The following is a 25827-nucleotide window of genomic DNA, read 5'->3' as shown; positions in this document are numbered from 1 at the left end:
ATATAAGTTATGGCAAAAAACATTTTAATTGTAGAAGATGAAGATATTTTGCGTGAAATATTAAAAGATTATTTTTTAAGTGAGCAATATGTAGTGTTTGAAGCAAGGGACGGGAAAGAAGCTTTAGTTGTATTTGAGGAAGAAGAGGTTGATTTAGTTATTTTAGATATTATGTTGCCGGAACTTGATGGATGGTCTGTTTGCCGAAGAATCCGTAAAACATCCGAGGTTCCTATCATTATGCTGACGGCACGTGTTGATGAAGATGATACGTTACTTGGTTTTGAACTTGGGGCAGATGACTATGTGACGAAGCCGTATAGTCCACCAATTTTATTAGCAAGAGCAAAACGGTTGTTAGAAAGTAGAAAAATAACAAAACAACTTTTAGAGAATGAAGATGATATATTATCAATTCATGGTATTCATGTCCATTTTCCATCGCGTACTGTTACGGTAGATAAAACAGACATTAATTTAACTCATACAGAATTTGAAATATTAGCGTACTTGATGAAAAATCAGGGGATTGTTTTAACACGAGAACAACTCATTTCAAAAATTTGGGGATATGAATTTGCTGGTGACGATCGAACGGTTAATAGTCATATTCGTAATTTAAGAAATAAATTAGGAGAGAAAGCAAAGTACATTACAACTGTAGTACGAACGGGTTATAAATTTGAGGGGAATGTATGAGAAAGGGAATTGTACTAAAGTTATTTACTCTCACAACAGCATTATGTATGTTAATTTTAGCGACGATTTTTATTGGACAAACGATATTTTTTAAACAATATTACGCGAATCGAAAAGTAGAAGACATTAAAGTGAATTTAAATTCCTTCGAAAAGAATTATTTGAACTATGCAGGAAGTGCAGAAGGAATTCAGAAGCTAGAGCAAGACTTTTTAAGAGAAAATAATACGTGGATTACGACATTAGATCAAAATGGGAATTTAAAACATGCGGATGATTTTTATTTTGAGGTAACGATAGATCGTAGGCAACAAAAGAGCTTTGGACAACAAATATTCAAAATTCCCTTATACAATCTCGTCAATATAGAAGAGATTGATAATAAATCATCAGATCCATTTTTAGGACAAGAAATTTATTTTTCTAGCGTGAAAAAAGATGATAGTTATATTCCATTCTCTTTCACGTTAGGTAAGCAAAATTTAAGCGGATCTAATAAACCGTTAGAAAAAGCGTTTAAGGAAAAAATGAGTAAATTAGATCAGGAGAAAAAGAAAGTAGCTGAAGAACAAGTTGGTAAGGAAAAGCAGCCGGTCGTTCAGGAGCCAGCTGCCCAAGAATCAGATGTTTACATAAGAGGGCGTGTTACGAAAGTCCAATTTCCCGATGTAAAAGGTCTTGTAAATCAAATTTATAAAAATAGCATCTTTTTAGATAACATAAAAGAATTTCAAACGGATTTATTATTAAAAGAGAGCAAGCCCATACAATCTACTACACAAACAATGGACTATGAAAAAAATGATATTAAATATAAATTATTAGTGAAACCAATAAAAGAAAAAGACGGATCCGTAACATATATATATGCGATGGCTTCTTTACAGCCTGTAGATGAAGCTGTACAAATGGTGCAAGATTACTACATTTACATCATTGCATTTGTAGTCGTTCTCATTTTTCTAGCTTCGTTCTATTACTCTAAACAAATCGCAAAGCCGTTATTAAAAATAAATGATACAACGAAGAAAATAGCGCATTTAGATTTCACAGAACAAATACCGATTACTTCAAAAGATGAAATTGGGGATTTATCGAAAAATATTAATGTATTATCCAATAAGCTCCATTCACATATTGGACAGCTAGAACAAGATATTGAAAAGGAAAGAAAATTAGAAAATACGCGGAAAGAATTCATTTCTGGTGTTTCGCATGAACTAAAAACACCGCTGAGTATTATGAAAAGCTGTATTTCTATTTTAAAAGATGGAGTAGCTGAGCATAAAAAGGAGTATTATTTTCAAGCGATGGAACGAGAAGTAGACAAAATGGATACATTAATTTTGGATATGCTGGAGTTAGCTAAATTTGAGTCAGGCACATATAAAATGAAAATGGATTCATTTTATATCGATACAGTAATGGAAGATATATGTGAACACCTTTCTGTAGAAATAGAGAAAAAAGAGCTTCGTGTTCATAAAAATATAGGTCCATTTGAAGTAGTCGCAAATCAAGGCCGGATTGAACAAGTGATCGTGAATTTCATTACGAATGCCATACGTTATACACCAAATAAAGAAGATATTATTATTTCTACAATAGATGAAAAAAATCGTATAAAAGTATGTATCGAAAATAAAGGTACTCATATTGAAGAAGAACAATTAGATAAAATTTGGGATCGTTTTTATCGCGTGGATGCAGCTCGTCAGCGTTCGCAAAGTGGAACAGGGCTCGGGCTTGCCATTTCAAAAAATATTTTAGAACTGCATGAAGTTGAATATGGAGTAAAGAATACAGAAGATGGTGTATTATTTTATTTCTACTTATTGAAAAAAGCGTAGACAATATGATCTATGCTTTTTTAATTTATTTTCATATTATCTTTATCTAATCTTTATCTTTAATCAGTATAATTTGTTTAGAAAATGAGGTTATGTAAGGAGTAGATGAACCGTGCATAGCAATTGGCTAAGTATAATGGTATTTATTTTCTTTTGTGCATTTATTGTATTTTTAATTGATATTACGATATGAAAAAAGAGCGCTCATTAAGCGCCCTTTTTGTTTGCATTTATTTGATAAGCATTGATGCTCTTGAATAAGCGTGGTGAAGTAAGGAATAAAAATATAAGTAAAACGGTACACAAAATATAAGACCCAATCATTGTACTACCATTTACGATTAATGAATAAAGCACAGCTGATTGACCTTTCGGCGCATATTGTCCCCAGAAAATAATACCGGCAATAAAGTGACAGAAGTAGCGAGCAAAGCTACCGATAAATGTAGCAAGAATAATATAACCAAGAACTTTCTTACCTTCATTTTGTTTTGATGAAGGTTTGTCTTTACGGCTACCTAAATTTGATTGTTCTAAGTTATTTTCATTAGACGTTAAAAGTGCTTTTTGAATTGGACGATAGAATAAGCCAGCAAATCCAATAAAAGCAAAGGCAATGAAGTACTCAATGAATGCTTGAATAGGTGTTAAAATGTAAGCATCTCCCACGACAATTTGTAATAGTCCCCAAACTAAACCACCTAAGAAAGCTGATTTAAAGCCCCAGCGGTATGCGATAATAAAAATAGGAATCATAGCAAATGAAATGGAACCGCCTGTTGGAAGTTTGATTGATAATGGTAAAATGTCGATGACCAGAGCGAAGGCTGCAAGAATAGCAGATTCGATCATCGCTTGTAAATTGGTGTTACGCATGTTGTCTCCCCCTAAATCCAAGTTGTACAAAAAAGAACATTATCATAGGAGGATACGAAATACGTAAATAAAAAAGAGGTATGTATTTCGGACGTTTGCACAATCCCTGCGTTAGCATTAACTAACAGGTTCGAAGGGTCGGAACGAAGTGTTCCCTCTCAGCGGCATGGCTCCCCCTGTGATAACGAGATTCTTTATTTGCTATTGTTTATTGTAAGCGAAATGGATGAGAATGGCAAACGAATACAGTATGACAATAATTGAAATAGAATTGTAGTGAAATGTTAATAAATATGAAGCAAAAGGGTATAGTACAAGAGAAATAGAGTATGCTATAATTTCTTTGAAAATAATTATCATTCTCTTCTGAGGGGGAAGGTTATGAGCTTAGTAGATATTAAAATTGGTGAGAAAGTGTTAGTAAAAAGCGTTCAGTCGTTAGATCAATTATTAAAGAGAAGACTGGCTGCTTTTGGTCTTTCTGAAGGAAGCGAACTTCGTATGAAGCAGAAAGCGATGTTCAAAGGTCCTTGTACATTGGAGTGTCGTGGACAGTTAATTAGCATTCGTCATTGTGACGCGAAAATGATAAAGGTGGAATTAGCGTGAATAAGGTAGCTTTGCTAGGGAATCCGAATACAGGAAAGACATCATTATTTAATGCGCTTACTGGTTCTTATGAATACGTAGGAAACTGGAGCGGTGTAACAGTAGAAAAGAAGGTTGGTAAATTAAAAGATAAGCAAGGAACATTAATTGATTTACCAGGTGTGTATGATTTAAATCCAGTTTCGCGTGATGAAGGTGTTGTAACAAACTTTCTATTAACAGAAGAATTTCAGCATATGTTAAATATTGTAGATTCTTCGCAGTTCGAACGAAATATGCATTTAACGTTGCAATTACTTGAATTTGGTAAGCCGGTCTCAATTGGTTTAAATATGATTGATGTGGCGAAGCAAAGAGGAATTGTCATTGATGTAAAACGATTATCAGAACTATTAGGTGTAACAGTCGTTCCTGTCGTTGCAAGAAGTGGAAAAGGCTGTGAAGAATTACTTGCGACTCTTAAAGAAAATGACAAAAACGAGAAAAAGCCATTCATTATTTCATATGGTGTACGAATGGATGAAGGAATTGGAGAAGTAATTTCTCTTTTAGAGAAAGCGAATTATGAGCATCCGAGATGGTTAGCTCTTCAATTTTTAAGTAATAACGAAGTAGTAGAAAAAGAAATGAAAGCATTACCAATCTATAAGGAACTCATAGCCATTCGATCTCGCTTAGAAGAAAAACTTGATTGTACGTTGGAAGAGCACATTTACAAAACTCGTGAAGCGTATATTGAAAAGTTAAAAACAAATGTTATGAAGCATGAGAAAGAAGGAAAAATTCCTTTTTCAGAAAAAATTGATAGATTAATTACACATAAAATTTTAGGACTTCCAATCTTTTTAGCAGTTATGTTTTTTATTTTTCAGGTTACGTTTACGTGGATTGGGACACCTTTATCGGATATGTTAGATGAGTTTTTTGCTGGACAGCTTACGGATTGGGTGACAGCTGGGCTTACAAGTGTTGGAGCTTCTGATTTTATTCAAGCACTCGTTACGGAAGGTATTATTGCTGGTGTTGGTGCCGTATTAGTATTCGTTCCACAAATCTTTGCACTATTCTTTTTCATTTCATTATTAGAAGACTCAGGATATATGGCGCGAATTGCAGTTGTTATGGATAGAATTATGGAGTTCTTCGGTTTAAACGGAAAAGCGTTTATTCCGATGATTATCGGTTTTGGATGTAATGTTCCAGGTATTATGGCAGCGAGAACGATTGAACAAGAAAAAGAACGTTTACTTACAGTTCTTGTAACACCATTTATGTCTTGTTCGGCACGTTTACCTGTATATGCGTTATTTGCGGGAGTATTCTTCCCTCATAGTCAGGCAACTGTTGTGTTCTCCCTATATGTTGCAGGGATTGTCCTTGCGTTATTAGTTACAAAAATTATGTCTCTTACCATTTTAAAAGCGGAAAAATCTATTTTCGTTATTGAACTACCGCCTTACCGCGTGCCGCAAGCGAAAACGTTATGGCTAAGTACGTGGGAGAAAGGGAAAGGATTTGTTCGTAAAGCAGGTACATTTATCTTTGGTGGTTCTGTTGTCATTTGGCTATTAAATTATGCAGGGCCATCAGGATTTGGTGTTGATATGGGAGACAGTTTCTTAGCAATGATTGGTGGATTTATCGCACCACTATTTGCACCGCTTGGTTTTGGAACGTGGCAAGCTGCAGCTTCCCTTTTAACAGGATTTTTAGCGAAGGAAGTTGTCGTTTCTACAATGGCCATTATTTATGCGGTGAAAGAAGATGTGCTTGGAAATGTAATGGGAGCACATTATACAGCATTATCAGCTTATGCATTTATGTTCTTTATTTTATTATATGTTCCGTGTTTAGCGACGGTAGCTGTTATTAAACGTGAAACAGGATCAGCGAAATGGACGATTTTCTCAGTCGTGTATCCACTCGTAGTTGCTTATGTATTAACGCTCATTATATACCAAGTTGGATCCCTACTCGGATTCTAGAAGGAGATGTATTGTGATGATGGTCAATATTATAATTGGAGCTATCATTTTTGGTTATGCAGCATACACGTTAGTTAATTTTGTAAAGAGAAGTAAAAAAGGAAAATGCGCGGCATGTTCTTTAAATAAGTCATGTCAGTCGAATACTTGTAGTCCGGATATGGAGCAAATTGCTCATAAATAGAAAAAAGCTTTGCGAATGTCGCAAAGCTTTTTTTACTTTTTAATTTTTACAAGTTGTGATGATTCTACACCATTCTTTCCAGGGAATTCTTTACTTGGATCTTTATCAAATTTTAATACACCTACAGATTTTTCTTCACCTTTTACATTTCCGTAAGTTGCATCATCAACAATTGCGAACATGTCGGCATATGCACGGCCACTTCCGATAATTGTGTTGCCTTCATATTTTAATTTTGCTCCATCAAGTGTAGCATTTTCTACTTTTTCTTTAGCAAATAATACACCTTGTTCTGCTGTTACAGCTGGTAATTTATCAAGTGGCTTCGTGTTGTCTTTTGCATCCACTTTGTTAAGTAATTCTTTCTTCACCAGTTCTTCACCAGTTTTCTTATCCATGACAAGAACTTTTTTACCTTCTAATGTTGTCATTTTCATTTTATAGAAGTCTTTTTCTTTCACTTCTTTTTTGTTTTTATCTGTAATTTGCTGAACTTGTTCTTCTGATCCATAAAGTACAAAACCGTTCGCTTTCTCTCCTAATAAAGAACAACCTGATAATGCTCCAAGTGAAATTGCTGCTGCTAAACCGATTCCTACTAATTTTTTCATGATGATTTCTCCTTTTATATGTTTTATAGTAAATACAATTTTTGTATTAGTTTTGAAATGATGAGAAGCTTGTTTGTTGCTTCTGGTATTAGTATATAAGAAATAGGGAGACGCAACTATCGAGTTAGCTTACAGTAACATTACACTTATGTAATTTAGTGAAATCGCACAAAAGTAAGTTAATTTCAAAGAGGGATAATGAGAATATATTAGAAATACAATGTTATATATAGAATGTCATATTATAATGGATGTATTTTGGAAATAACATGTAAGGACATATTAGTTTTGTTATAATAAACACATAGGCTTTAAAAATGAATATTCTTTACTGTAAAGGGAGATTTTTCAGTTTTCCAAGTAGTGAATTTGAAATATGAGGTATATCATAGGAGGAATTTAGATGTCTGTATTTAAACGATTAAGAGATTTAACAATGTCGAATGTATATTCATTAATTGAAAAAGCGGAAGATCCAGTTAAGATGACGGATCAATATTTACGCGATATGCAAGCGGATGTACAAGAAGCTGAGAAAAGTGTAGCAGCTCAAATCGCACTTGAGAAGAAATTCAAAATATTATTTGAAGAGCAAGAAGCACTTGTGAAAAAACGTGAAGAGCAAGCTCATATGGCTGTTCAAGCTAACAACTTAGATCTTGCGCGCCGTGCTCTTGAAGAAAAACAAAGCGCAGAGCAAAAGATGAATGAATATAAAGCAAGCTATGAGCAAAATAAAGTTGCTGCTGATAATCTTCGCCTGAAGCTAGAAGAAATGCGCAAGCAATTAACTGAGCTGAAAAATAAACGTGAGACACTTGTAGCACGTGTAAATGCGGCGAAAGCACAAAAGAATATTAATCAGGCGATGTCTGGATTTGATTCAAACTCAGCGAAAGCTGGTTTAAGCCGTATGGAAGAGAAAGCTCTTCAATTAGAGGCTGAAGCAGAAGCAAGCGGTGAAGTGTACAAAAAAGAAAAATCATTAGATGATGAATTCGCAAGCTTAAACAAAAACTCTGCTGTTGACGATGAATTAGCTCGTATTATGAAGCAGTATGAGAAATAATATAGAATAGAGACAAATGAACCGACATGTCTAAACAAATTCATGTCGGTTTTCTATTACTTTTTAGAGGAGGTTTTGCAATGACATGGACAAATGTATTAGCCATGCTTGTATGGACTGGAGCGAGTGCAGTACTTTTATTTGCAATTATGTGGGTTGATTCGATTTTTACAAAATACAATGATTTAAAAGAAATAAAAAATGGGAATACAGCTGTAACAACTCGTTTCGTTATGAAATTATTCGCACAAGGGTACATTTTATCTCAATCGATAACGAAAGCAAATGACTTATGGCAAGCACTACTTGCATCAGCAGTTTCTTTCGTTATTTTATTAGTGGTAGAAATGTTTATCGAATTTGTGTTAAAGAAAATGGCTGGTTTAGATTTAGAAGAAGGTACGAAAGAAGGCAGTGTTGCGCACGCGATGTTGGCCGGATCATTACATATTGTGGGTGCACTTATTTTAGGTGCTTGTTTATAAAGAGAGAAGGAGGGGTAGCTCATGAGTTTATTTAAACGAATTAAAAATATAATGAAAAGCCCAGAACCGCCGAAACCAGAGAAAAGTTTGTTAACGTTAGCTCCTGGCGATATGGTTGAAGTTTCATTAGTCATGTATGAATTAATTGGGAAAACGAGTATGCATTCTCGTAAAGAAATTGTTTTAACACTGCAAGACGGGAAAGATATTTGTTATTTAAAAATTGAAGATCGTGAAAATACGTATTACAAATTATATAAACCAATTGATGGTCGTTTAGATTCGATTGATGAAATTCCGACGACAATTGAGATGGATGATACAGAGTACCATATGGAAGAGCAATATAACGGACGTGTTGTTGTGATGGGGAAAACACCATTCTCAGCTTCAGAAGAACAGTATGTATGGGAGTTCCAATCGGATAATCGAAAATTATTACGTATTGAATGGCAAAATGGTCGCACAATGATGTATGAGGGAGAAGCAATTATTCCTGCTGATGTACAAATTATAAGAGCAACGTAAGGGGGCGTAATCATGTCAAACCGATTGTTTACCATGATTAAATCGTTCGTGATCCCTATACTTGCTATCGTTACATTACTTGTTGTTGCTGGATATGCCTTATCAGGTTGCCAAGGCGGACAGACAAAGTCGATTCAAGACCGCTATCCACTTGAATCTGTCGCAAAAGAAGGTAAACAAGAATCTTACGTGTATAGGGCCGCCAATCGGTCAGTTCCTGAAGTCGCGAAGGAACTCATGAATGAAAGAGAACCGAAGCAAGCATCTAAAGAAGACGAAAATCAAATGTTCCTCGTTTATTCTGATAAGATTTATAATCTGCAAAAGGATAAAGAGAAGCCATCTGATACGTTAATTGAAATAAGTAATAAAGAGTTTGTCCGTCAAAATTACCAACCGTCCTTCCTGCAAGGATATATTATGGGTAGTATATTAAATGATATATTCGGTTCACGAAAATCATCGTACGGTGATTATCGCGGATATAATGACAGACAAAATCATAAACCAGTTATTCCAGAGAGACCGCCTACGAAAGAAGAAAAGAAAACCTCGCCTCCAATTACGAAGGAAGGGAAAGGGTCTATCATTAAGCGTGGCGATAATGTAGATTCGAAATCTTCTGTAGGAGATACAGGAAGTATTACGAAAAAAGGAAGCAGCACGCCTCCGCCTTCTACTGGAAGCAAAGGGAAAATAACGAAAACACCAGGTGGTTCGAGCGGATCAGATGTGAAGCCGAAATCATCTATTAAAACGCCACCAAGGAATACATCTCCTCCGAAAACGAGGGTCGGTGGTTCAGGAAAGATTACGAAGAGAAGATAGTGTAGAGACCGAAAAGTGGAAGTGGCTTTTCGGTCTTTTTTTATTCTGGAAATTAATTCCTTGTAACTGGTACAATTAAGTTATAAGGAGGGGATAGTATGACTATGTATAAAAGATTTAGTGTAATGATGTTCCTCGTATTATTCTTAAGTTTGTTTATTAGCACAACGATGAAATTTCACTTTGTAGTAGGTATTCTATGGATACTATGTACGTGTACTCTTTTTCTATATGTTCCGCTTCGTTTCCAACAAGAAGTGCCAGCCTTTCAAAAATACGTGGCATGGATTAAGAGCGGGGGAAGATGGGGGGAGTAAAAATATATCGACCACAACTCCAAATATATCAGCGATTATTGGAATATATCGCCCGCAACTCCAAATATATCAGCGATTATTAGAATATATCGACTTACCGACAAAAATTGACAACAATAACAGAAGAGGGTGTGCCAACATATTGGCACACCCTCTTCTTTCATAATGATTAATGAATATCACGTTTCTTAAAGTTACCGCCTTTTACTTCTGCTACGTCATAAACTGTAATAAAGGCGTGTGGATCGATTTCATTAATAAGTTCTTTCATTTTACTTTCTTCTAAACGGTTAATTACACAAGAAATTTCTTTGAATTTCTCTCTAGAATAACCGCCGTATACTTCGTTATATGTTGCACTTCGGCCTAAACGATCACGAATTGTTTCTACCATCAATTCAGGCTCTTTTGTAATAATTTTAAATGCTTTCGAACCACTTAAACCAACTTCAACGATATGAATCACTTTCGAAGCAATAAAGTAAGCAATTGCCGAAAGGATAGCTCCTTGAAGACCGAATACTGTTGATACGAAAATAAATACGAACATGTTTAAGAATAAAATAAGGTCACTCGTTCCAAATGGTAACTTACGAGAAAGCAATACAGCTAGCATATCGATTCCATCTAATGCCCCGCCATTACGCAATGCTAGTCCCATACCAAAACCGATGATAATACCACCAACAACTGTAACTAATAATGTATCGCCTTCAATAATAGCTGGTATTCCGTGCATGACAACGGTACCTATTGCTAATGAAGCAATCCCGATAATAGAATAAATCGCAAAGCTTTTACCGATTTGCTTATATCCTAACCAAACGAAAGGAATGTTAATAACTGCGATTAGAGCTCCTAATGGTAATCCAAACAATCTTGAGCTAACGATACTTAAACCAGTTACACCACCGTCTGATACGTTATTTGGAATTAATACTGCCTCTAATCCGTACGCTGTAATAAATGCCCCAATAATAATCATCAAAGCTTTTGAAGCGATTTTAAGCTTATTGGGCTTGTTTTTGATAATTTTCTCCATATGATTTCCTCGTTTCAAACTAGTTTCTTATTTGTTACGTCATTCACACTTAAATTTTATTTTAACATTTTATTTGAAAAAATTCTCCTTTAATGGATGTATGCAGGGAATATTATGACCATATTATCTTTAAAATATTTTTGAAATGAGTATAAGAAATCCCATCCTTTCAAAGGATGGGATGCTATTAAGAAATGATAAAACTAAGCACGGATAGGAATAAAGCGAAGCCTAAAATAGTTCCACATATTTTCATATGGCGCTTACGTCCCATCACAACGATTGCAACATACTCACGAATCATTGCATTAGGCCAATAATAAAAGGCTGTCTTTGATCCAATTCCTTGGCTATTAAGACCAGCTTGTCTTGCATATATACCAGCGCGGAAAAGGTGGAAATTATTCGTTGTAAAAATACTTTTATACTTACCGTCTGGTTTTAAAGAATCCATAATTTCTTTAGAGAACAACATATTTTGATATGTGTTTACAGAGCGATTTTCTTGCACTGTATGTTCAAGCGGAATTCCTTTTTCAACAGCGTACTTTTGCATCGCTTCTGCTTCAGGAAGGCCTTCATCTGGACCTTGTCCACCAGAGAAAATAATTGTTGGTGGCGTATTCACAGCGGCTTGTTTCCAGTAAAAGTCGATTGCTTTATGAATACGACTTGCAAGTAAAGGTGGTACTTTATCATTAATTAAGCCGCTACCGAGAACGATAATGAAATCTTGATTACGCCTTGGTCTGTTGAATTGATATAAAAAATAAGCGCTTAAGAAGTTAGATAAGTGTATAAAGAAATATACGGTTATAAGAGAAATACCAGCGAAAATAGGCTGGAAATGTGATGAGAAGAAACTTGCTGGACTTATGAAAAGGAATAATATACAGAATAAAATACCTAAAGCAGCAATAAGTGTTAAACAGTTAGTAAAACGTCGGCCTTCTCGTTTCATTAAAATTCTCGCATTCAGAAATAGTCCAAACATTAAAGCAACAATACCAAAAGGAATCATAACGATAAGTGCTAAAATAGGTAAGACTATTATGTAGCCTAGGATAGTATTACTTGAGTTCCAAGAGACAAGTATACAAAACAGAAGGAAAAAACAGATAAAAGTATTAAATAAAAACCCATTTATTATTTTTCGTGGATCTTTTAAATAGGAGATAAGAAAAATAATAAACAATATAAGAGGAATAATTCCGAAAGACATAAATATAGTACACCTCAACTTGTATAAGAATTTGACATACCTTTTATATTACATGATTTTATAATTGAAAATGAAAAAAAAAGGATTTTGAATTTTCTCAATAAAATATATGGATACATATGTTACAATGTATGTAAAGCGATATATTAAAAGTAAAATGGTTGAAGAGGCACTCTATGGAGTGTCTTTTCTTTTTCGTATGTAATTATGCATATTATATTTATTTTCAAGTGAAGAGGATTAAAATATAAGTGGTAGACATACTTTATAAAACAGAATGTAATACAAACATTTCCCTCTACTTTTTGTATCTAACAATCGTATAACAATAAATAATTCTGTTTTATAGTGTCTGTTTATGAAAGGCATCTTCTTTGAAGGCGCCTTTTTTGTTGTTTCATGTAGATGCTTTTCACTGTTGATATAGTGGAAAGTATCTATACTAAACATTAGCAATCTTCCGTATAAATATTATCAATTTACTATATATTCCAGTAGTGTTAACCTACATATGAAAGGCTTTCTTTTTCAAAATATTACCCCTAATAAATTTTTGAAGAAGTCAACTGTCTCCAAAATTGCCATTCATGCTTAGCAAAAAAGAATCCTGCAGGATTCTTTTTTGTGTTCGACAGAATATGATAAAGTACATTTGAATAATTTGTTATATTGTTAAATGGTTATTATGGAAAGAGAAGGAGACTTAAGTATGAGATTTAAAAAATTAATTTTAACAGGTGCACTTGTTGCAACTACAGCATTTACTTCAATTGGAACAGCGGAGGCAAGCGCAGGTTTTAAAGATGTTCCAAACGATCATTGGTCTTATAAAGCAATTATGGATTTAGCAAATAAAAACGTTGTTGCTGGATACGGAAATGGGGTTTTTGGATTTGGTGATGATGTAACGCGTGAGCAAGTTGCAGCTCTTATGTTCCGCCATTTAAAACCGACAGTAAAAGAACAGTATAACAATCCATATAAAGATATTACGGATCGTTCAACTATGTTTAAAAAAGAGATTCTTGCTTTAACAGAGATGGGTATATTTGTTGGAGATAACACAGGAAAATTTAGACCGAAAGATTCGTTAACTCGTGAAGAAATGGCACAAATTTTGACAAGAGGATTCCAATTGCAAATTAGAGGGGATCATAATTTCCCGGATGTAGATAGAAATGGATGGGCGAATCCTGCGATTACTGCAATTAAATCAAATTATATTACGGCTGGAACTGGTGATGGTACATTCGCACCTAAAATGCATGTAAGTCGTGAGCAATACGTTCAGTTCTTATATAATGCAACGTTACCATTTGAAGAAAGACCAGGAGCAAAACAACCACAGCCGAAACCAGAACCGAAACCAGAAGTAAAGCCAGATCCGAAACGTTTTGCGAACTGTAAAGAAGCAAACGATGCGGGATATTATGACATTACAAGAGATAGCCCGTATTATGGTAAGCATTTAGACCGTGATGGCGATGGAATTGCTTGTGAGAAAAAGAAAAAAGGTAAATAAGAAAAAAGCACTCAGTCTGAGTGCTTTTTTCTTATGGAAACATGCTATTTTTTTAGGCGCTTTTCATAAAATGAAAGTAAGGAAATGAAAGTAGGTGACAAAATGCCGTCAGTTGTGGAAGGCGTTATTATTGAAAACTGCAATGGAACGATTAATTTAGGAGATAAATATAACGTGCAGCCGATTGAAAAAACGAAAGCTTATAATGGATCGGGATCATCGAATACGGGGATTAAAGTACAAACATTTAGCGGGATTAGTACATCAGATGTAGGGGATAGCGATGTGAATGATCAAGGAATACAGTTTACTTTATAGAGAAATATGTAAAATTGCATAAAATGATGAACTTGTCCTGTGCTACAATCTAGCTGTGAGCTGTTAATGATTCTTCTGTATTATAGTTGTTAGATTAGAAATATAACATCTTATCGAAAATCATACGTATAAAAAAGACACTTCAAACGAAGTGTCTTTTTTCATTTTAGTGATACCCTTTAGCAGAGTCTTTATGAATTTTATTTTTAAAGATACTGTAACTCCAAAGTTGATATCCAATAACAATTGGTACCATAACCATTGCAACGAAGAACATAATTTTTAAGTTTAATTGACTACCAGCTGCGTTGTATAACGTTGTACTATAAGCATCATTAATACGAGATGGTAACATTCTTGGGAACATACCCGCAAAGCCAGTTGTCATAAACATTGCGATTGTTAAGCAAACGAATGTGAATGCAAGACCGATTTTATGTTTGTACACCATAATAAGTGCGAGTACACTCATTAACATTGCAAGTACTGGAAGAATGAATAGTACCGGGTACTCTGTGAAGTTTTGGAATAAATTTGTACGATTTGCAGTTGCTACATAGAAAATAGCTAAAATGATAGCAGCTGCCATTGAAAATGGTCTTGCGATTTTATAAGCACGGTCAGATACTTCACCAGTCGTTTTAATCATAACCCAAAGGGCACCAGATACGACGAATATAGTAGTGAAGAACAGCCCTCCTAAAATACCGTAATGATTTAGTAAGCTAAGTAAATTTCCTTCATAGCCATTTTTCCCAATTTGTAGTCCGTAATAAAGATTAGCAAATGTAACACCGAATAGGAAAGCAATTAAGAAACTACCAATTGCAAATGCCCATTTACAAGTTTTTTGCCAAATTGGTGAATCATCTTTATGCATGAACTCAAGTCCAGCAGCACGAGCAAATAGTGCAAGTAATACTAAGAATAACGGTGTATATAAATAACTAAACATATTTGCATATGTGACTGGGAAGGCAGCAAATGTTGCGCCACCAGCTGTAATTAACCACACTTCATTACCGCCCCAGAACGGGCCAATTGCTTCTTGTAATTGATTTCGTTCTTGTCGGTCTTTCGTAACGAAAGGAAAAATCATTCCGTTACCAAGTGCGTATCCATCAAGAATAAAGTAAACTGTCCAAATCACGCCCCATAAACCAAACCAGATAATCGCAAGCATATCATGAGACATGAGCCACGCCTCCCTCAGTAGCAGGTTCCTCTAATGCTGCTGGTCCTTTTTTGGCGAACTTCAGCATTAAGTATACGTCTGCGATTAAAAGTAAAGTGTAGAACAAGATTAAACTAATTAATGAGAACCAAATTTGCGGGACAGATATAGGTGATACAGATTCTGCGGTACGCATGAGTTTATATACTGTCCATGGTTGACGACCTACTTCGGCAACAATCCAACCAGCATTAATTGCGATATATGGTAGTAAAACAGACCATATTGTAATTTTTAAGTAACGTTTTGAGTTTTCCAGTTTTCCTTTTCGGTTTAAGTAGAAACCGTACCAAGTTAATGCCATAAAGAACATACCAAGTGCAACCATTAAGCGGAAGCTATAGTACACAAGGTTAACGTTTGGACGATCTTCTTTCGGAATATCTTTTAAACCAACAATTTCGCCATCAAATGAATTTGTATAGAAGAAACTTCCTAACTTTGGAATCGTAAGGAATTCAAAGTTCTTTTCATTTTCCACATCAGGAATTTGAACAATCGAGAAGCCTTGTCCTTTCCCAGTTTCCCAAACAGCTTCCATTGCAGCACCTTTAGCAGGTTGATATTTAGCCGCGGATACACCAGATTGATGTCCCATAAACGGTGTAATTGTTGCGGCAAATAAGCCTAACATTAAGCCAAACTTAAATGATTTTTTGAAGAATTCAACTTCATTTTTACGTAATAAGTGATAGGCACTAATTGCCATAACGAAGAAAGCACCAACAATATAACAACTAACTACAGTATGGAAGAACATATTCCAAGCGTATGGATTCGTAACGAGTGCCCAGAAATCATTTAATTCAGCGCGGCCGTTACGTACGACGTAGCCAACAGGGTTTTGCATAAAGCCGTTTGCTGTAATAATCCAAAGGGCGGAAATATTTGTTCCAAGTGCAACCATCCACATACAGAAGGCACGGAACTTTGGTGAAATTTTGTCTTTACCGAATAACCATATTCCCATGAAAGTAGATTCTAAGAAGAAGGCAACGAGTGCTTCGATTGCGAGAGGTGATCCGAAAATATCTCCCATATATTTGGAGTACTCAGACCAGTTTGTTCCAAATTGGAATTCCATCGTAATCCCGGTTATAATCCCCATTACGAAGTTAATTGTAAATAATTTACCCCAGAAATTTGCCATTTTGCGGTATGTTGGATTCAATGTGCGGGCGTATTGAGTCTCCATACACGCTACTAAAATAACAAGTCCGATTGTCAAAGGTACAAATAAAAAATGATAAAAAACAGTAATTGCAAATTGAAAACGACTCAGTAACAGAACGTCGGACATAATAAATATTCACTCCTTTTTTACATTATCTACAATCAGTTTATAGTGAAAATGCGTTTAAAGTATGTGAGACTTGTTACAAAGCTGTGTGTATATTTTGAAAGAATTATGTCGATTATCTGAAAACATCTTATTTTTACTATAAAGCGATATCCTTTTTGAGTTTTTCATATTTTGGTACACTAATTATGTAGTGTAAACGAGAGAAAAGAGGGCCTTTTACTATGAAGTCATTAGAAGAGATTTTGCAATACAATGAGAAATTTGTGGAAGAGAAAAAGTATGAAGAGTTTGTAGCGGGGAAATTTCCAAACAAAAAGATGGTAATTATTTCTTGTATGGATACAAGACTTGTTGAACTATTGCCGAAAGCGATGAATATGCGTAACGGCGATGTGAAAATTATTAAAGTAGCAGGCGCTGTTATTTCACATCCATTTGGAAGTATTATGCGTAGTATTTTAGTCGCTGTATACGAACTTGGCGCTGATGAAGTATGTGTAGTTGGTCACCATGATTGTGGTATGGCAAAAATTCAAGCAAGTAGTACGATTGAGAAAATGAAAGAGCGCGGTATAACAGAAGAGAAATTAGATATGCTTCGTTATTCTGGAATTGATTTAGAACAATTCTTGCGCGGTTTCTCTAGTGTAGAAGAAAGTGTAGAACATAGCGTATCAGTACTTCGCAACCACCCATTACTTCCGGAAGAAGTACCTGTTCACGGTCTTGTTATCGATCCTGATACAGGAAAATTAGATTTAGTTGTGAATGGTTACGATAATTAAGAATGTACTTTGTCATCCTTTTTATCTGGGACAGGATCAAATCCTCCTGGGTGGAAAGGGTGACATTTTAATATACGCTTACAAGTAAGCCAAAAGCCTTTGAGTGCACCATGCTTTTGAAACGCCTCTAATCCGTAATGAGAACAAGTCGGATAAAAGCGGCAAGTGGGTGGTGTCATCGGAGAAATGAACTTTTGATAAAAGCGTATAATCCCAATAAAAATCTGTTTCATAACGATCTCCTTTTCAGCATATTCTTAAAGTATTATAGCACGACTGTACATAATACTTTACTAATGTGCATTTCCGTTATATCATATTGGATATAACGGAATTAAATTAAAAGCGGGAGAGATGTTGTATGCCATCAGTAGAAAGCTTTGAATTAGATCATACGATTGTAAAGGCACCTTATGTAAGACATTGCGGAGTTCACAATGTAGGTAGTGACGGTATTGTAAATAAATTTGATATTCGTTTTTGCCAACCGAATAAACAAGCGATGAAACCAGATGTTATTCATACGTTAGAACATTTATTAGCATTTAATTTACGTAAATATATTGATCGTTATCCGCATTTCGATATTATCGATATTTCACCAATGGGCTGCCAAACAGGATATTACCTTGTAGTAAGCGGAACACCGACAGTTCGAGAAATCATTGATTTATTAGAACTAACATTAAAAGATGCGGTTCAAATTACAGAAATTCCAGCTGCAAATGAAACGCAATGTGGTCAAGCGAAGCTTCACGATTTAGAAGGAGCAAAACGCTTAATGAACTTCTGGTTAAGCCAAGATAAAGATGAACTTGAGAAAGTATTTGGATAGAAAGAAAACTGCCTGTAAAAGGGCAGTTTTTTTTGTCATGATAATAAATAAAATTATATCGACGATTTTTCGAATATATCGACCGTAACTTGAAATATATCAACGATTTTTTTAATATATCGACGTTTCGACACTGGATATCGACTTACCGACAAAAACTGACAAAAAAATCATCCCTATTTTATTACGTGCTTGTAAATGCGAAATTGCTCAAGATTTCATTCTATACGTAGCGAAGGTAGTTTGATATGAGAACGAAGAGTGTAAGAATAGAAACGAAAAAAAACGGAATGCTCATTGATTTTCGTCCGGATATAAATTTGTTAATTCCGACAAGAATAAAGAAACAACTGAGAATAAATTGTACGTATGGGAGAAGTGAGAAATGATCGGTAATCTGGATATATGTGCAAAGAAAGAGTATGAGAAGCGTGAAAAGTCCTAAAACAATCCGTAATCCAGTTAGCATGTAAATAGATTATTTACCGGAATAGTTCTGAGAAGCTAAGAAATAAAGCACCAGCTCCAGCTATGAAAGCAAATATACCAATAGATTTTCTGTCTTGTTTTATTTCTCCTAGTCCTATAGTGAAAGCCATTAATCCTAAGAAAATGAACATATAAGGCATCATTTCTCTATTACCAGTAAAATATCCGTAAATTACTATACATAATGCAATGAGTGCAAAAATAACCTGTAATCCCTTTAGCATATATATCCCCCTTGTTATTTTATATAGCTAATGATGAGGAAAATCCAAATAGATCCGGTTCCTAAATCTTTTTCTTTATTTGTTTAAGGGTAGTAAAGCTCCTAATAGAAATTGTGAAAGTGGTAGAAAGTTATTTTGAACTGCTAGTAAACGAATACTGGATATGATGTGGCCTAAAATAAGTAGTGGTATACGAAGCGTATTATGAATTCTTCTTGCTGTTTTTTGTATACGGGTTATCTTCTGGTTTATCGACGGAATGTTTATAAGCGTAGCCTTTATTAATCGTCATGACGGAGAGTACTAATATGACTAGGACGATTATAATACCGATAATTAATATTTTAAACATGGAACCCCTCCTTTTCTTTATTTTACATAATTTTGTAATTGATGAAAACAATAGAAATAAAAAGGATGAAAGAAGGGTGTTACATGGAGCAGAAAAAAACATATTATATATCAATAGCAAACGGTCAAATTTCACAAGTGAAGACAGCGGATACGTATAATTTTGAGATTTCCGCAAATGATGAGGAAATTACGGAGTTAAGAGAGTACTTTGATCAAGCGTATGTAGAGGATTTAGGTTCATTTGTACGCTCCCACGTTCCATTTGTTGAGTATCATCATGATTCAAATAATGACCGATATGATGAACAACTACAAAAAGCATATAAAATGATTTACGATTTAGGAAATCATGAGACGAAAGAATTAGTCGCGCAAATGGGAATAATCAATGGATTATAATTGGATAATATTATGCAGAAAAGCGAGAATATGCTACAATTTGTGGTAGGAAAAACTTGTAACCATCAATAGGGGAGTAATGGCATGTACAAATTTAAAGATTATTACCACAACACTGTACAATTATCGTTTGAACGTTATCCATTTTCTCCTGAGCCAAAGCATGTTTGGGTTGTATGCCGGTACGGGGATCAATGGTTATTAACGCATCATTTACGTCGCGGTCTTGAATTTCCAGGTGGAAAAGTAGAACTAGGGGAAACACCGGAAGAAGCGGCAGTTCGAGAGGTTCATGAAGAAACCGGCGGCATAGTTTCTGATTTAACTTACTTAGGACAATATAAAGTATCTGGAAAAGACAAAATAATCATTAAAAACATTTATTTTGCAACAATTAGTGCGGTAGAACAACATACGCATTACGAAGAAACGAAAGGGTCTGTTTTATTAAAAAACATTCCTGACAACATTAAAACGGATAGAAAATTTAGCTTTATAATGCGCGACGATGTATTGGCGCGTACGATGAAACATATAGAAGAAATCGGCTGTTTTACGAAGTAAAGTGGCCGATTTCTTTTTTTATAAGATCAAATGTAAATATATCTTTACATCATTTTGGGTATATTATACAATTTTGTAAAGATATATTTACATTTTAGGAGGAGGAAGATGGATAACAGAAAAGAAACGACTGTTACTGTTTCGATGGTTAAGTTAAATATCTATTCATTACTTATAATATTTGCGTTGGCGTTTGGAATTGGTTATTTGCATATATTTCTTTCAGGCGGGGTTCAATTTGAATTTACATTGCCCGTTATGTTTCTTTTGATTATTGGAATGATTGTTTTCGTTTGTATTCATGAGGCAATACATTTAATTGGATTTCGTTATATCGGAGGTGTTCCGTGGAGTGAACTAACATGGGGCGTCAATTGGAAATTAGGTGCTGCATACGCTCATTCTAAAAAAGAAATTACAGTAAAGCAAATGAAGAAAGTGTTAATGCTGCCGTTTTTACCGACTGGAATTTTGCCAATTGTATTGGGGTTAGCTATGAATCTGGAGCCACTCTCATTTTTAGGAATTCTACTAACAGCAGGTTGCATGGGTGACATTGCCTTATATCAAAAAGTTTCAAAGTTTCCAGATGATGCGCTAGTTAAAGATCATCCGAGTAAACCGCAGTTTACAGTATATGAGTAATAAAGGAAGAGGAGGCGTTTTTAAACGACGGCTTCTTTTTTATTTGTCAGTTTTTGTCGGTAAGTCGATATATTGTGAAAATCGCCGATATAATTTGAGTTACAGTCGATATATTTCAAAAATCGCTGATATAATTTTTTAGAATAAGACTGCCCGAATCATAGGAAACCTCCTTACATTTTTTATAATTCATTATCGCATATTCGTTAAAAAATGATTATGATATTTTGTAGAATGGAATAATGGAGGATTGTATGAAGAGACTGTATGGCAAGTTAGTAGGGGTTATCGTTGTAATCGGCTTACTAGCAGGGTGCGAAAGTTCTATGAAGAGTGTGAAAGAAAAAGAAGTGTGTAAAACAGACGAAGAATGCGTGGAAATAGGAGATAAGAAACTTCAAAAAGTATATGAAAAAATAGATGGATTATCTGAGCTTGAAGCAGTAGAAGATTATGAAATAGAAGAGCATGAAAGTGCAGATATGAAAGAGGCAGAGCAGAAAAAAGAAGATGATGATGAAAATTATTTCTTTTTAGCTTCTTATTATATTGATGGCGATGAAATTGTAGATCCTTATTTTGAAAAAATAGAACGGAAACGTTTAAATAAAGTATTTGCTGAAGATAAAGAAGCGAAAGAAGAAGTACTGCAACAACGTCAAGATAGAGGGTATCATGAAGACTTGTGGGATATGTATCGCACGCTCATTCCAGCTAAATATCGCGGGAATATAACAGAATTTGATTTAATAACGGATGGTTATGACGGTGTTGTTGCTCACGTTATGCCTAGTATAGAGAATCCGAAAGATTGGACTCTTAGCTTAGATACGCTTGATTCTGCGGTAAATATTGATGAAGTGATGAAAACATTAATTCATGAGACGGCTCATGTATTGACGCTCGGGCATAAGCAAATACCAGTAGATGAAAACTATGTAAAGGATTTTGAAGAGGATAAAGATATTTCGACGTACCGAAATAAATGCGGCAATCTTTTCTTACAAGAGGGATGTGCGAAGGAAAACTCTTATATTAATCAATTTTATAATTCTTTCTGGAAGCCTATTGAGCAGGAGTGGACAGAAAAGAAAGTAGAAGAAAGTGAAGAAACGCAAATTGAATTTTTTAAAGAAAAACATGATGAGTTTGTCTCACAGTATGGAACGACAAATGTAGCAGAAGATATTGCAGATACATTTACAGCATTTATTTTGCAAGATTCAAAAAAGGTGAAAGAAGGATCGGAGTTAAAGTATAAAAAAATTGCCTTTTTCTATCAATTCCCTGAGCTTGTAAAAATGAGGGCGGAAGTGTTGGCAGGATTATATGATGTTTCGAAAACGATAGAACAACGAAGTGGAAACTAATGCGGGTTATATATGTTAGCTAAGAAAACGTAAAGAATTGTAGTTCTTTACGTTTTTTATGTTGATAAAATTGAAAATTATGTATTTTCATTAAAAAGAAGAAGGAACTACCATTATAAAATAGAATTAGTATAAAAATGTCACAATTTAGACACAATTATAATGCGCGTGTTATAGGGACTATAAGTTTACTCTCGAGGAGGTAATGAAACGTATGAAAACGATTCTTGCTGTCGCTGGTCTCATTTGGGTAATGTCTCACGGTTTTCCGATTTTTGAAGGGGAGCAAATTCGTAGTGCATTGGATAAAAAGTTTAATGATTATCATGTGATAGATCGAAAAGATAATGTCGTTACAGTACGTGTGAAAGATTGTTTCCATACAGTTACGGTTGCGGATGGAAATGTTAAAAATGAAACAAAGATGTGTGATAAAAAGTAAAAGAAAGAAGCTGACTATAGTCTATCGCTCTAAGTCAGCTTCTTTTTCGTTTCCCAATTAGAAGTTTTTCAAATGCCTCAACAAACACATACATAAGTGTTGCGAGGACGCATGTGAGTAGTACGCTTAGTAAGACAAGTGTGAAATTAAATACTTGGAATCCGTAGCTAATTAAGTAGCCAAGACCTTGTTTAGAGACGAGAAGTTCGCCGAATATAACACCGACCCACGATAATCCAACGTTCACTTTTAACGTTGAAATAATGGCTGGGAAAGATGCAGGGAGAACGACTTGTTTATAACATTGCCATTTATTTGCGCCAAATGTGTCCATCACTTTTATATAGTTAGAATCGACTTCTTGAAATGCGCTGTAAATAACGAGAATGGTAATGATGATAGAAATGATTACTCCCATTGCAATTGACGAAGAAATATTTGGGCCGAAGATTACAATGATAATCGGACCAAGTGCTACTTTTGGCATGGCGTTTAGGACGACGAGATATGGATCAAGTACGCGGGCGAGAAGTGGTAGCCACCAAAGGAAAGTAGCGATAATGGCTCCGAGCACTGTTCCAAGAATGAAACCTACTCCCGTTTCAAGTAATGTCGTCCATATGTGGACCCAAAGCGAACCGTCCATCCATTTATTAAGGAAGAGATCCCAAATGCTTGAAGGAGAGCTAAAGAGTAAAGGGTCAATCCATTCTTTTTTGCTAGCTATCTCCCATAGTGCAAAGAGAAGAATGAGCAGTAAAAGTTGCAAAGAGCGTGCTAACCATGCGCGCCTGCGTTCTTTTTTCCGAAACTGTTCATGTAGTTGCTTTATATTATCCAAGACGCTCCAGCTCCTTCCATATATTTTGGAAGAGGGATGGGAAGTCATGGTGATGGCGTGATTCTAACGGTGATAAGGAACGGATACTTTCTGGGACGATAAATGTTTTTGCAATTTTTCCAGGATTCGCTTGTAGTAAATAAATACGATCACTCATCGCAATTGCTTCTTCAATATCATGCGTCACGAGTAGTGAAGTTTTCTTATATTTGTGTAGTAAGCTGAAAACGAGATTTTCTAGTTTCAATTTCGTTTGATAATCGAGCGCCGAAAAAGGTTCATCTAGCAATAAAATTTTTGGATCGGTCGCTAACGTTCGAACGAGGGCGGCACGTTGACGCATACCACCGGATAGTTCACGAGGGTATTGCTGCTCTACATCATGTAGACCGACTTGCTTTAAAAGCTGTAAAGTATGTTCTTTCGTCTGTTCATCGTAAATGTTTCGGATATGAAGTCCAAGCATAATATTTTCTTCAATTGTCTTCCAAGGGAACAAGTAGTCTTGCTGCAACATATATCCCATAGATGAAGTTTTCGTTGTAATGGGCTCACCATCTAAAAAGACGATACCTTCAATTGGATCAAGCAGCCCGGCAATAATGGAGAGGAGTGTCGTTTTGCCACAACCACTTGGACCGAGTATCGAAATGAATTCGCCTTCTTCCACTTGTAAACTCATATCTTCAAGAATCAATTTGGCATTCTCTTTTGCGAAAAAGCAGTGAGAAACGTTACGTATTTGTAAAAAACTCATACACTTCGCCTCTATTTCTTAATAACGCTTTCGGCAATTTTCGTATTGACGAGCGCTTCATATGGAACTTCTTTTTGTAATTCGCCAGCGTCTTTCATAATCGTTTGGAGCTGTTTCCATTCTTCAGCATCTAATAGCGGATTTGTCGCATAAGAATGTTGCTTTTTATACCGTTCAATTACTTTTACTGTAATGTCTTTTGAAGTGTCTTTAAATAACGGAGAAACGGCATCAGCAATTTCTTCTGGGCTATGAGTATCAACCCATTGTTGTGCTTTATAGAGCGCCCGTGTGAATTTTTCAGCAGCAGCTTTATCTTTCTTTAAGAAACTTTCCTTTGCCATGAACGATGTATACGGAACAGTACCAGATTCATTTCCGAACGAAGCGACGATATAACCTTTACCTTCTTTTTCAAATATACTTGCAGTCGGTTCAAAGAGCTGGACAAATTCTCCCGTACCAGATGCGTAGGCATTTGCAATATTAGCAAATTCGATGTTTTGGATTAAATTTGTATCTTTGTGAGGATCAATGCCATTTTTCTTTAAAACGTATTCTCCAACCATTTGCGGCATACCGCCTTTACGCTGTCCTAAAAACGTAACACCTTTTACGTCATTCCAATTAAAAGAGTCTAATTTTTTACGCGAAACTAAAAATGTTCCATCTGTTTGTGTAAGTTGTGCGAAGTTAATGACGGGGTCTTTTGCGCCTTGTTGATGAACGTAAATGGACGTTTCAGAACCGACGAGAGCAATATCAATCCCGCCAGATAATAAGGCAGTCATCGTTTTATCTCCTCCAGCTGTTGTTTGGAGGTCAACATGTAATCCCTCATCTTTAAAAAATCCTTTTTCAATCCCGACATATAACGGGGCATAGAAGAGAGAGTGGGTAACTTCGCCGACTCGAACATTTTGAGTTTGTTCTTTCGTATCTTCTTTTTTACTACTGCAAGCAACAAGTGTGAAGACAGCTAGTAACATGATACAAAAAACAGCTATTAATTTTTTCACTATATAACACCTCCTAGAAGTCACTCTACAAGCATGATATGTAGGTAAGTGCCCACATGTGAGTGTAGATAGCAGGAATTTTTTGGGGGATAAAGAAGTACAAATATAAGGGGTGATAAAATGGAGTACGAATATGATGATAGCGTACATTTACATCTTGACTATTTTGGAACAGAATGTGATATGGAATCGATTGCTTATAAACGGAAGAATGAAGACGTGTGGGATGTATATTTTAATTTTGGAGCATATGGTCTTCAGAAAGATGGGATCGAGACGGGTAAATTTATGGACGAATATGCTGGCTATTACGTTTTTTCTGTACATGCTCGTGATCTTAGTTGGGAATTTGGAAGTGCTCAATTTGAAGAGTGGGTTTTGAAAAATCATATAGTAGAAAAATCGCTGCAAAAATAAGGAG

General features: G+C 35.2%; 32 protein-coding genes, 1 pseudogene and 1 riboswitch. Of the genes and pseudogenes, 20 read left to right on the top strand and 13 right to left on the bottom strand.

Annotation, left to right across the window (positions count from 1 at the left end; all coding sequences use genetic code 11):
* The first annotated feature begins 9 nt into the window (after positions 1-9).
* Together ACTT1L_RS10710 and ACTT1L_RS10705 are read left to right on the top strand one after the other, a co-directional pair.
* Entirely contained in the window at positions 10-699 is a 690-nt protein-coding gene (locus tag ACTT1L_RS10710; protein WP_061131994.1) for a response regulator transcription factor, read from the top strand.
* Positions 696-2549 (top strand): sensor histidine kinase, encoded by a 1854-nt coding sequence (locus ACTT1L_RS10705; protein WP_442821901.1) that lies wholly within the window; start codon positions 696-698, stop codon positions 2547-2549. Before ACTT1L_RS10710 ends, ACTT1L_RS10705 begins: the two co-directional genes overlap by 4 nt.
* Before the next feature lie 207 nt (positions 2550-2756).
* On the opposite strand, the gene thiT is transcribed toward ACTT1L_RS10705, so the two are convergent.
* Positions 2757-3425 (bottom strand): energy-coupled thiamine transporter ThiT, encoded by a 669-nt coding sequence (gene thiT, locus ACTT1L_RS10700; RefSeq protein ID WP_087953082.1) that lies wholly within the window; start codon positions 3423-3425, stop codon positions 2757-2759.
* A gap of 85 nt (positions 3426-3510) precedes the next feature.
* Positions 3511-3612: riboswitch (TPP riboswitch) on the bottom strand.
* Positions 3613-3806: 194 nt separating this feature from the next.
* Between thiT and ACTT1L_RS10695 the strand changes: the two genes are divergently transcribed.
* From ACTT1L_RS10695 to ACTT1L_RS10685, 3 genes are read left to right on the top strand one after another with little or no spacing between them, the layout of a single operon-like run.
* Positions 3807-4034 carry a FeoA family protein gene (locus ACTT1L_RS10695; RefSeq protein WP_000060519.1) on the top strand — a complete coding sequence of 76 codons (228 nt, stop codon included), beginning with the start codon at positions 3807-3809 and terminating at the stop codon, positions 4032-4034.
* Positions 4031-6019 (top strand): ferrous iron transport protein B, encoded by a 1989-nt coding sequence (feoB, locus tag ACTT1L_RS10690; RefSeq protein ID WP_071743402.1) that lies wholly within the window; start codon positions 4031-4033, stop codon positions 6017-6019. The genes ACTT1L_RS10695 and feoB overlap by 4 nt, the downstream gene beginning before the upstream one ends.
* A gap of 16 nt (positions 6020-6035) precedes the next feature.
* A complete protein-coding gene (locus tag ACTT1L_RS10685; RefSeq protein WP_000989595.1) occupies positions 6036-6203 on the top strand; it encodes a FeoB-associated Cys-rich membrane protein in 168 nt (55 codons plus the stop codon).
* A 32-nt stretch (positions 6204-6235) separates the two neighbouring features.
* On the opposite strand, the gene ACTT1L_RS10680 is transcribed toward ACTT1L_RS10685, so the two are convergent.
* A complete protein-coding gene (locus ACTT1L_RS10680) occupies positions 6236-6814 on the bottom strand; it encodes a lipoprotein BA_5634 family protein (RefSeq protein ID WP_046198253.1) in 579 nt (192 codons plus the stop codon).
* Between the two features lie 403 nt (positions 6815-7217).
* Between ACTT1L_RS10680 and ACTT1L_RS10675 the strand changes: the two genes are divergently transcribed.
* From ACTT1L_RS10675 to ACTT1L_RS10655, 5 genes are all read left to right on the top strand, one after another.
* Entirely contained in the window at positions 7218-7883 is a 666-nt protein-coding gene (locus tag ACTT1L_RS10675) for a PspA/IM30 family protein (RefSeq protein ID WP_000110284.1), read from the top strand.
* Between the two features lie 80 nt (positions 7884-7963).
* Positions 7964-8368 carry a DUF350 domain-containing protein gene (locus tag ACTT1L_RS10670; RefSeq protein ID WP_000220322.1) on the top strand — a complete coding sequence of 135 codons (405 nt, stop codon included), beginning with the start codon at positions 7964-7966 and terminating at the stop codon, positions 8366-8368.
* A gap of 21 nt (positions 8369-8389) precedes the next feature.
* Entirely contained in the window at positions 8390-8896 is a 507-nt protein-coding gene (locus ACTT1L_RS10665; RefSeq protein WP_442821900.1) for a DUF4178 domain-containing protein, read from the top strand.
* Positions 8897-8908: 12 nt separating this feature from the next.
* The gene (locus ACTT1L_RS10660) at positions 8909-9724 is read left to right on the top strand and encodes a DUF4247 domain-containing protein (protein WP_442821899.1); all 816 of its coding nucleotides are present in this window, start codon (positions 8909-8911) and stop codon (positions 9722-9724) included.
* Positions 9725-9822: 98 nt separating this feature from the next.
* Positions 9823-10041: a hypothetical protein gene (locus ACTT1L_RS10655; protein ID WP_000180109.1), complete on the top strand. Its 219-nt coding sequence runs from the start codon at positions 9823-9825 to the stop codon at positions 10039-10041.
* A 169-nt stretch (positions 10042-10210) separates the two neighbouring features.
* On the opposite strand, the gene ACTT1L_RS10650 is transcribed toward ACTT1L_RS10655, so the two are convergent.
* On the bottom strand, positions 10211-11083 hold the full coding sequence (locus tag ACTT1L_RS10650; protein WP_000411240.1) for a YitT family protein: 873 nt from the start codon (positions 11081-11083) through the stop codon (positions 10211-10213).
* A 187-nt stretch (positions 11084-11270) separates the two neighbouring features.
* On the bottom strand, positions 11271-12305 hold the full coding sequence (locus ACTT1L_RS10645) for a YdcF family protein (protein WP_000007818.1): 1035 nt from the start codon (positions 12303-12305) through the stop codon (positions 11271-11273).
* A 709-nt stretch (positions 12306-13014) separates the two neighbouring features.
* Here ACTT1L_RS10645 and ACTT1L_RS10640 point away from each other — a divergent pair.
* Positions 13015-13827: an S-layer homology domain-containing protein gene (locus ACTT1L_RS10640; RefSeq protein WP_071743409.1), complete on the top strand. Its 813-nt coding sequence runs from the start codon at positions 13015-13017 to the stop codon at positions 13825-13827.
* Positions 13828-13911: 84 nt separating this feature from the next.
* Complete coding sequence (locus ACTT1L_RS10635) at positions 13912-14145, top strand: spore germination protein (protein ID WP_001998505.1); 234 nt, start codon at positions 13912-13914, stop codon at positions 14143-14145.
* Between the two features lie 166 nt (positions 14146-14311).
* On the opposite strand, the gene cydB is transcribed toward ACTT1L_RS10635, so the two are convergent.
* Positions 14312-15340 carry a cytochrome d ubiquinol oxidase subunit II gene (gene cydB, locus ACTT1L_RS10630; RefSeq protein WP_071743410.1) on the bottom strand — a complete coding sequence of 343 codons (1029 nt, stop codon included), beginning with the start codon at positions 15338-15340 and terminating at the stop codon, positions 14312-14314.
* Positions 15330-16679, bottom strand: coding sequence for a cytochrome ubiquinol oxidase subunit I (gene cydA / locus ACTT1L_RS10625; RefSeq protein WP_071743412.1), 1350 nt, complete (start codon positions 16677-16679; stop codon positions 15330-15332). Before cydA ends, cydB begins: the two co-directional genes overlap by 11 nt.
* Before the next feature lie 224 nt (positions 16680-16903).
* Between cydA and ACTT1L_RS10620 the strand changes: the two genes are divergently transcribed.
* Positions 16904-17467: a beta-class carbonic anhydrase gene (locus ACTT1L_RS10620; RefSeq protein ID WP_000838159.1), complete on the top strand. Its 564-nt coding sequence runs from the start codon at positions 16904-16906 to the stop codon at positions 17465-17467.
* Here ACTT1L_RS10620 and yidD read toward each other — a convergent pair.
* Positions 17464-17700 (bottom strand): membrane protein insertion efficiency factor YidD, encoded by a 237-nt coding sequence (gene yidD, locus ACTT1L_RS10615; protein ID WP_000809333.1) that lies wholly within the window; start codon positions 17698-17700, stop codon positions 17464-17466. The two genes, ACTT1L_RS10620 and yidD, sit on opposite strands and share 4 nt — an antisense overlap.
* Positions 17701-17828: 128 nt before the next feature.
* On the opposite strand from yidD, the gene luxS reads away from it, so the two are divergent.
* Positions 17829-18302 (top strand): S-ribosylhomocysteine lyase LuxS, encoded by a 474-nt coding sequence (gene luxS, locus ACTT1L_RS10610; protein ID WP_001141369.1) that lies wholly within the window; start codon positions 17829-17831, stop codon positions 18300-18302.
* Positions 18303-18784: 482 nt separating this feature from the next.
* Here luxS and ACTT1L_RS10605 read toward each other — a convergent pair whose 3' ends face one another.
* From ACTT1L_RS10605 to ytzI, 3 genes and pseudogenes are all read right to left on the bottom strand, one after another.
* On the bottom strand, positions 18785-19015 hold the full coding sequence (locus tag ACTT1L_RS10605; RefSeq protein ID WP_442821898.1) for a YczI family protein: 231 nt from the start codon (positions 19013-19015) through the stop codon (positions 18785-18787).
* A gap of 14 nt (positions 19016-19029) precedes the next feature.
* A pseudogene (locus ACTT1L_RS10600) lies at positions 19030-19225 on the bottom strand (hypothetical protein).
* Entirely contained in the window at positions 19218-19367 is a 150-nt protein-coding gene (gene ytzI, locus ACTT1L_RS10595) for a YtzI protein (protein WP_000472802.1), read from the bottom strand. The pseudogene ACTT1L_RS10600 and the gene ytzI overlap by 8 nt, the downstream one beginning before the upstream one ends.
* An 83-nt stretch (positions 19368-19450) precedes the next feature.
* On the opposite strand from ytzI, the gene ACTT1L_RS10590 reads away from it, so the two are divergent.
* The 5 genes from ACTT1L_RS10590 (at position 19451) to ACTT1L_RS10570 (ending at position 22789) form a co-directional block, all read left to right on the top strand.
* Positions 19451-19768: a hypothetical protein gene (locus ACTT1L_RS10590; protein ID WP_000435818.1), complete on the top strand. Its 318-nt coding sequence runs from the start codon at positions 19451-19453 to the stop codon at positions 19766-19768.
* Positions 19769-19852: 84 nt separating this feature from the next.
* The gene (mutTA, locus tag ACTT1L_RS10585) at positions 19853-20332 is read left to right on the top strand and encodes an antimutator 8-oxo-(dGTP/GTP)ase (RefSeq protein ID WP_000276388.1); all 480 of its coding nucleotides are present in this window, start codon (positions 19853-19855) and stop codon (positions 20330-20332) included.
* 108 nt (positions 20333-20440) lie between these two features.
* Entirely contained in the window at positions 20441-20977 is a 537-nt protein-coding gene (locus tag ACTT1L_RS10580) for a DUF3267 domain-containing protein (RefSeq protein ID WP_257811269.1), read from the top strand.
* A 254-nt stretch (positions 20978-21231) separates the two neighbouring features.
* A complete protein-coding gene (locus ACTT1L_RS10575) occupies positions 21232-22347 on the top strand; it encodes a recombinase family protein (protein WP_242302491.1) in 1116 nt (371 codons plus the stop codon).
* Between the two features lie 214 nt (positions 22348-22561).
* Positions 22562-22789 carry a hypothetical protein gene (locus ACTT1L_RS10570; RefSeq protein ID WP_000849109.1) on the top strand — a complete coding sequence of 76 codons (228 nt, stop codon included), beginning with the start codon at positions 22562-22564 and terminating at the stop codon, positions 22787-22789.
* A 34-nt stretch (positions 22790-22823) separates the two neighbouring features.
* Here ACTT1L_RS10570 and ACTT1L_RS10565 read toward each other — a convergent pair whose 3' ends face one another.
* Genes ACTT1L_RS10565 through ACTT1L_RS10555 form a run of 3 tightly spaced genes read right to left on the bottom strand, consistent with a single transcriptional unit; the run spans position 22824 to position 25406 of the window.
* Positions 22824-23630, bottom strand: a complete 807-nt coding sequence (locus ACTT1L_RS10565; RefSeq protein ID WP_073541066.1) for an ABC transporter permease — start codon at positions 23628-23630, stop codon at positions 22824-22826.
* The gene (locus tag ACTT1L_RS10560; RefSeq protein WP_000009050.1) at positions 23623-24387 is read right to left on the bottom strand and encodes an ABC transporter ATP-binding protein; all 765 of its coding nucleotides are present in this window, start codon (positions 24385-24387) and stop codon (positions 23623-23625) included. The genes ACTT1L_RS10565 and ACTT1L_RS10560 overlap by 8 nt, the downstream gene beginning before the upstream one ends.
* 11 nt (positions 24388-24398) lie before the next feature.
* Positions 24399-25406, bottom strand: coding sequence for an ABC transporter substrate-binding protein (locus ACTT1L_RS10555; protein ID WP_000733213.1), 1008 nt, complete (start codon positions 25404-25406; stop codon positions 24399-24401).
* Between the two features lie 120 nt (positions 25407-25526).
* Between ACTT1L_RS10555 and ACTT1L_RS10550 the strand changes: the two genes are divergently transcribed.
* Positions 25527-25823, top strand: a complete 297-nt coding sequence (locus ACTT1L_RS10550) for a DUF3986 family protein (RefSeq protein ID WP_000455572.1) — start codon at positions 25527-25529, stop codon at positions 25821-25823.
* Positions 25824-25827 lie beyond the last annotated feature (4 nt).

Origin of the sequence: Bacillus sp. FH, from assembly GCF_052216825.1 — a bacterium.
Taxonomy (GTDB): Bacteria; Bacillota; Bacilli; order Bacillales; family Bacillaceae_G; genus Bacillus_A; species Bacillus_A paranthracis.
The sequence above is the reverse complement of the archived record's forward strand: the minus strand, read 5'-3'. Positions and strand labels throughout refer to the sequence as shown.

What these genes read in the sequence shown, in the direction of transcription:
- ACTT1L_RS10710 (WP_061131994.1), top strand. Translation starts at nt 10, where the DNA reads ATGGCAAAAAACATTTTAATTGTAGAAGATGAAGATATTTTGCGTGAA.
- ACTT1L_RS10705 (WP_442821901.1), top strand. Translation starts at nt 696, where the DNA reads ATGAGAAAGGGAATTGTACTAAAGTTATTTACTCTCACAACAGCATTA.
- thiT (WP_087953082.1), bottom strand. Translation starts at nt 3,425, where the DNA reads ATGCGTAACACCAATTTACAAGCGATGATCGAATCTGCTATTCTTGCA.
- ACTT1L_RS10695 (WP_000060519.1), top strand. Translation starts at nt 3,807, where the DNA reads ATGAGCTTAGTAGATATTAAAATTGGTGAGAAAGTGTTAGTAAAAAGC.
- ACTT1L_RS10685 (WP_000989595.1), top strand. Translation starts at nt 6,036, where the DNA reads ATGATGGTCAATATTATAATTGGAGCTATCATTTTTGGTTATGCAGCA.
- ACTT1L_RS10680 (WP_046198253.1), bottom strand. Translation starts at nt 6,814, where the DNA reads ATGAAAAAATTAGTAGGAATCGGTTTAGCAGCAGCAATTTCACTTGGA.
- ACTT1L_RS10675 (WP_000110284.1), top strand. Translation starts at nt 7,218, where the DNA reads ATGTCTGTATTTAAACGATTAAGAGATTTAACAATGTCGAATGTATAT.
- ACTT1L_RS10670 (WP_000220322.1), top strand. Translation starts at nt 7,964, where the DNA reads ATGACATGGACAAATGTATTAGCCATGCTTGTATGGACTGGAGCGAGT.
- ACTT1L_RS10665 (WP_442821900.1), top strand. Translation starts at nt 8,390, where the DNA reads ATGAGTTTATTTAAACGAATTAAAAATATAATGAAAAGCCCAGAACCG.
- ACTT1L_RS10660 (WP_442821899.1), top strand. Translation starts at nt 8,909, where the DNA reads ATGTCAAACCGATTGTTTACCATGATTAAATCGTTCGTGATCCCTATA.
- ACTT1L_RS10655 (WP_000180109.1), top strand. Translation starts at nt 9,823, where the DNA reads ATGACTATGTATAAAAGATTTAGTGTAATGATGTTCCTCGTATTATTC.
- ACTT1L_RS10650 (WP_000411240.1), bottom strand. Translation starts at nt 11,083, where the DNA reads ATGGAGAAAATTATCAAAAACAAGCCCAATAAGCTTAAAATCGCTTCA.
- ACTT1L_RS10645 (WP_000007818.1), bottom strand. Translation starts at nt 12,305, where the DNA reads ATGTCTTTCGGAATTATTCCTCTTATATTGTTTATTATTTTTCTTATC.
- ACTT1L_RS10640 (WP_071743409.1), top strand. Translation starts at nt 13,015, where the DNA reads ATGAGATTTAAAAAATTAATTTTAACAGGTGCACTTGTTGCAACTACA.
- ACTT1L_RS10635 (WP_001998505.1), top strand. Translation starts at nt 13,912, where the DNA reads ATGAAAGTAGGTGACAAAATGCCGTCAGTTGTGGAAGGCGTTATTATT.
- cydB (WP_071743410.1), bottom strand. Translation starts at nt 15,340, where the DNA reads ATGTCTCATGATATGCTTGCGATTATCTGGTTTGGTTTATGGGGCGTG.
- cydA (WP_071743412.1), bottom strand. Translation starts at nt 16,679, where the DNA reads ATGTCCGACGTTCTGTTACTGAGTCGTTTTCAATTTGCAATTACTGTT.
- ACTT1L_RS10620 (WP_000838159.1), top strand. Translation starts at nt 16,904, where the DNA reads ATGAAGTCATTAGAAGAGATTTTGCAATACAATGAGAAATTTGTGGAA.
- yidD (WP_000809333.1), bottom strand. Translation starts at nt 17,700, where the DNA reads ATGAAACAGATTTTTATTGGGATTATACGCTTTTATCAAAAGTTCATT.
- luxS (WP_001141369.1), top strand. Translation starts at nt 17,829, where the DNA reads ATGCCATCAGTAGAAAGCTTTGAATTAGATCATACGATTGTAAAGGCA.
- ACTT1L_RS10605 (WP_442821898.1), bottom strand. Translation starts at nt 19,015, where the DNA reads ATGCTAAAGGGATTACAGGTTATTTTTGCACTCATTGCATTATGTATA.
- ytzI (WP_000472802.1), bottom strand. Translation starts at nt 19,367, where the DNA reads ATGTTTAAAATATTAATTATCGGTATTATAATCGTCCTAGTCATATTA.
- ACTT1L_RS10590 (WP_000435818.1), top strand. Translation starts at nt 19,451, where the DNA reads ATGGAGCAGAAAAAAACATATTATATATCAATAGCAAACGGTCAAATT.
- mutTA (WP_000276388.1), top strand. Translation starts at nt 19,853, where the DNA reads ATGTACAAATTTAAAGATTATTACCACAACACTGTACAATTATCGTTT.
- ACTT1L_RS10580 (WP_257811269.1), top strand. Translation starts at nt 20,441, where the DNA reads ATGGATAACAGAAAAGAAACGACTGTTACTGTTTCGATGGTTAAGTTA.
- ACTT1L_RS10575 (WP_242302491.1), top strand. Translation starts at nt 21,232, where the DNA reads ATGAAGAGACTGTATGGCAAGTTAGTAGGGGTTATCGTTGTAATCGGC.
- ACTT1L_RS10570 (WP_000849109.1), top strand. Translation starts at nt 22,562, where the DNA reads ATGAAAACGATTCTTGCTGTCGCTGGTCTCATTTGGGTAATGTCTCAC.
- ACTT1L_RS10560 (WP_000009050.1), bottom strand. Translation starts at nt 24,387, where the DNA reads ATGAGTTTTTTACAAATACGTAACGTTTCTCACTGCTTTTTCGCAAAA.
- ACTT1L_RS10550 (WP_000455572.1), top strand. Translation starts at nt 25,527, where the DNA reads ATGGAGTACGAATATGATGATAGCGTACATTTACATCTTGACTATTTT.